The organism is Mesorhizobium sp. M7A.F.Ca.CA.003.01.2.1 (assembly GCF_003998945.1).
Lineage (GTDB): Bacteria > Pseudomonadota > Alphaproteobacteria > Rhizobiales > Rhizobiaceae > Mesorhizobium > Mesorhizobium ciceri.
Window position 1 is genome coordinate 1 of record NZ_RZRA01000482.1, and the last position, 4,224, is coordinate 4,224.

The following is a 4,224-nucleotide window of genomic DNA, read 5'->3' on the forward strand; positions in this document are numbered from 1 at the left end:
GTCTCCAACACCACCATCTCCCGACCGCCACTGCGCAGCGGCGACACCGCGCGCGAGAGCGGGGGGCTCTCCGGCAAGCCGCTGTTCGAGCGTTCGACCATCGTGCTGGCGAAGATGCGCAAACTGCTCGGGCCGGAGCTTGCCATCGTCGGCGTCGGCGGCGTCGATTCCGCCGATACGGCGCTGGACAAGATCCGTGCGGGTGCCGATCTGGTGCAGCTCTACACCGGCATGATCTATGCCGGGCCTTCGCTGCCAGGCCGTATTCTTTCCGGAATGGCCCGTTTCGTCGAAAAAGAACGGCTGAAGTCGATTTGCGAGTTGCGCGACAGCCGCCTCGACTTCTGGGCGTCCAGGCAACTCTGAACTGCTCTCAGGAGCGCAGGTCGCGGCTGACGGCCCGCTCGCAGATGGTGCAACGAACTCGGGTCAAAGGGTTCCTTCGGAGCTTTCGCCGGGCGTTGGCTGACGGCGCATCAAAAAAAAAACCCGCCAGTGCGGCGGGTCATTGGCGCAAATCAGCACCATGGGCAAAAATCTACCACAGCTGAGGTCACCGAGTCAAGAAAAAATTCCTATCGCGAAGCTGCCGCTCAGTGTCCTGGACGGCGCAGGGCCTTCCGGGGGACACCGTCTAAAACGCCGTCCGCACCCTGAGCCGCAGGATCGTCAGCAGGCTGAAGCCTCGCACCAGCAGGAAGACGTGCAGCGCCGCCCAAAGTCCAGTGTTGCCGAAGGCCGGCGCAAGGGTCAGCAGCGCGGCCGCGAAAACCAGGAACGACAGCAGCATCATGTTGCGCATGTCGCGGGACCAGGTCGCGCCGATGAAGACGCCATCCATCTGGAACGCCAGCACACCGCTCAGCGCCGTGAATGCCGCCCATGGCAGGTAGATGTCGGCCACCGAACGGACGTCCTCCGATGTCGTCACGAGAGCGACCAGATTGGCGCCACCAGACAGCATTACCAGCGTCGCGGCTCCCGCCAGCCCGAAACCCCAGAACAGCGTCAGCCGCACGGCCTGGCGGAACGGTGCGGCGGCACGTGCGCCGACGGCACGGCCCGCCAGCTGTTCGGCGGCGGTGGCAAAGCCATCGAGGAAATAGCCGGCGACGAGGAAGAAATTCATCAGCACGGCGTTGGCGGCCAGCGTCACCGTGCCGAACTGCGCGCCCTGGCGGGTGAACAATGCAAAGGCGGCGAGCAGCGAGAACGAACGGATCATGATGTCGCGGTTGAGCGACAGCATGCGCAGGAAGGCGGTCATGTCGAGCAGGCGATGGCGCGGCAAGGGCGGGGCCGCGCGAAACCGGCGGATCACGATGGCCAGGCCGAGCAGCATGGCCAGGAACTCACCGGTGACGGTCGCCCAGGCAACGCCGGCGACGCCCCAGCCAAGTTCCAGCCCAAGCAGGAAGCACAGCGCGATGTTGATGCCGTTCAGCACCAATTGCAGCACCAGTCCAAGCCCGCCCTCGCCCCGCCCCAGCACGTAGCCGAGGATGGCGTAGTTGATCAGCGAAAAGGGGGCTGCAAGCAGCCTGATCCTGATGTAGACGCCCATCGCCTCGCTGACGCGCGGTTCGGCGCCCATGAATTTTTGCCCGGCGATGGCGACCAGCGGCGCAAGGGCAGCGAGCACGATGCCGGCGATAACCGCGATCAGCACGGCGCGCCAGAACACCGCCTGTTCCTCCAGGGCATCGCCACGCCCGAACGCCTGTGCGACAAGGCCGGTGGTGCCCGAGCGCAGGAAATTGAAAGAGGTGAAGACGACGTCGAAGATCAATGCGCCGGCCGCCAGGCCGCCAAGCAAGGCGGCATCGCCGAACTGGCCGACGACAGCCGTGTCGACCAGGCCGAGCATCGGCGTCGTCAGATAGGCTAGCGTCATCGGCACCGCGATGGCGAGCACGGAGCGGTTGGTGACGACAAATGATCCGGAGTGAATCGGCGATCCCGAGAGGATCGGGGATCCGGCGTCGGCTGGGGTTGCACCTTTGTCCAAGGATTGCTGCCTTGCTGATTGCGGCTTGATGGAACCGTCGATGTGCCCCATTTTCCGGCCACCGCGCAATCACCTATCCCTTGACGGCCAACCGAAATCCCGGTCTGGCGTGAGCCAGCCGGATACGAGTTCATGCCTCTGCAGATCGTCCATCATCCCGACTACGACGCCGGCTTCGCCGTCAACCATCGCTTTCCGATGAGCAAATATCCCCTGCTGATGGAGGCGCTGCGGACACGCGGCCTCGCCGGCCCCGAGGCGCTCAGCACCGCCGAACCGGCGCCGGCTTCATGGCTGGAGCTTGCCCATGCGGCGGACTATGTCGACCAGGTCGTCAACTGCCGCGTGCCCGAAAAGATCGAACGCGAGATCGGTTTTCCGATCGGCCCCCGCGTCTCGCTGCGCGCGCAGCTTGCCACCGGCGGCACGGTGCTGGCGGCGCGGCTGGCCTTGCGCCACGGTATCGCCTGCAACACTGCCGGCGGCAGCCACCATGCGCGGCGCGCGCAAGGCGCGGGCTTCTGCACCTTCAACGATGTCGCCGTCGCCGCATTGGTGCTGCTGGCCGAAGGCGCGGCACGAAACATCCTGGTCGTCGATCTCGACGTGCACCAGGGCGACGGCACGGCGGATATTCTCGCCGATGACCCGCGCGTGTTCACCTTTTCCATGCATGGCGACCGCAACTACCCCGTGCGCAAGATCGCCTCCGACCTCGATGTCGCGCTGCCCGATGGCACGGGTGACGCTGCCTATCTCGAGAGGCTCGCCGCCATCCTGCCGGAGCTGTCCGCCCAGGCGCATTGGGACATCGTGTTCTACAATGCCGGCGTCGACGTCCATGCAGATGACCGGCTTGGCAGGCTGTCGCTGTCGGATGACGGTCTGCGCGCCCGTGACGACATGGTCATCAGCCATTTTCGCGCGCAGGGCGTTCCGGTCTGCGGCGTCATCGGCGGTGGCTATTCCACCGATGTGCCCGCCCTTGCCGCGCGCCACGCCATCCTGTTCGAGGTCGCCGCAGGCTACGCCCGGTAGTTCTTCAAGCATGATCTCGGGACAAACGGTTTCCGTTTGTCCGAGAAAACCGGTTCCCACTTTTCGGGATCATGCTCTACTTCCGGTAGTTGGCAAGCCTGAGCAGGATGAAGGCCGGCACGACGATAGCCGCGCCCAGCAGGATATAGCCGAGGAAGCGGTCGATGGCGTGGAAGCCGAGATTCCACAGGTCCATGAAGAACTTCCGGATGCCGTAGAGCACATCCATCGGCGACCAGCCGAAGGCATTCATGACCAGGCCGACGAGGAAAGACACCACCAGCAGTTTCAGGATCACCTTGAGCGGCGAGTCGCCAAGAAAGCGCGTCAGTGCGGACAAGGCTCGTCTCCCGATTGAGGCACCCAGGCTCGAGGGCGTCGGCCAGACATACGCACTTGGCTTGTCCGCTTCAAGCCGGGAGTTTTGCGGGATGCCAACGGCCTGCACCGCGCGATTGCATGGCAGGCTTGTGCTGCCAAACGGACTAAACCCGCGCCAGACTGTTAAATTTGCGTAAACAACATCGCTTTAATTTATTGAAAACAAAGCGAAAAACCTTCATTTTTCGATTTCCCGCAATGTGCGTGCAATTTTCGCCTGCGAGACGGTCGGCGTCTTTCAGGCGATTGGCCGCGCGGGCGATCTGACCCCCTACCACAACTGGCGAAAGCCAGTCCCAGGACCGCGCAACCATCCCTGAAAGACACCAAATCGGAGCCCGACCGCCTCAACGGTCGAGTTCTTCGGGAAACCTGCGCATCGATTGCCGGATGCGCGCGTGTGTTGGAGTAATGCAGTGTTCTCTCAAGCAAAGATCATCCTGACGGCAAGTGCCCTTGCCATGTACCTCCTGGGGCCGGCGATGGCCGCCGACCTTTCGCCCGCCTACAATGATCCCCCCGCGTTCCAGTGGAGCGGCGCCTATGTCGGCGTGCATGGCGGCACGGCGTTCACCGGGATGCCGAACCCGTTTGCCGGCAGGAATGGTCTCAGCGGCGGCGTTCAGGCCGGCTACAACCAGCAGATGGGTCCAGCGGTTCTCGGTGCCGAGATCGAGGGCTCCTATCTGGGCGGCGCCGAGCACGACGTCCGGGGCGGCAAGATCAAGGAAAAATGGCGCGGTGCCGCCAAGGCCAAGGCCGGCTTGAGCTTCGACCAGACGCTGCTGTTTGGAACC

At 64.0% G+C, this 4,224-nt stretch carries 3 protein-coding genes and 2 pseudogenes; 3 read left to right on the forward strand and 2 right to left on the reverse strand.

Annotated elements, in window-relative coordinates:
- Positions 1-366: pseudogene (locus EN969_RS19230) on the forward strand (dihydroorotate dehydrogenase (quinone)); the annotation flags it as partial.
- 268 nt (positions 367-634) lie between these two features.
- On the opposite strand, the gene EN969_RS19235 reads toward EN969_RS19230, so the two are convergent.
- Positions 635-1,969, reverse strand: a complete 1,335-nt coding sequence (locus tag EN969_RS19235) for an MATE family efflux transporter (RefSeq protein WP_063170461.1) — start codon at positions 1,967-1,969, stop codon at positions 635-637.
- A gap of 171 nt (positions 1,970-2,140) precedes the next feature.
- Between EN969_RS19235 and EN969_RS19240 the strand changes: the two genes are divergently transcribed.
- Complete coding sequence (locus EN969_RS19240) at positions 2,141-3,046, forward strand: histone deacetylase (protein WP_063170026.1); 906 nt, start codon at positions 2,141-2,143, stop codon at positions 3,044-3,046.
- A 76-nt stretch (positions 3,047-3,122) separates the two neighbouring features.
- Here EN969_RS19240 and EN969_RS19245 read toward each other — a convergent pair whose 3' ends face one another.
- Positions 3,123-3,386, reverse strand: coding sequence for a DUF6460 domain-containing protein (locus EN969_RS19245; RefSeq protein ID WP_013533620.1), 264 nt, complete (start codon positions 3,384-3,386; stop codon positions 3,123-3,125).
- 457 nt (positions 3,387-3,843) lie between these two features.
- Between EN969_RS19245 and EN969_RS19250 the strand changes: the two are divergent.
- Positions 3,844-4,224: pseudogene (locus EN969_RS19250) on the forward strand (porin family protein); the annotation flags it as partial.

Excerpts from the sequence above, each read along its gene's own strand:
- EN969_RS19240 (WP_063170026.1), top strand. The coding sequence starts at position 2,141 with ATGCCTCTGCAGATCGTCCATCATCCCGACTACGACGCCGGCTTCGCC.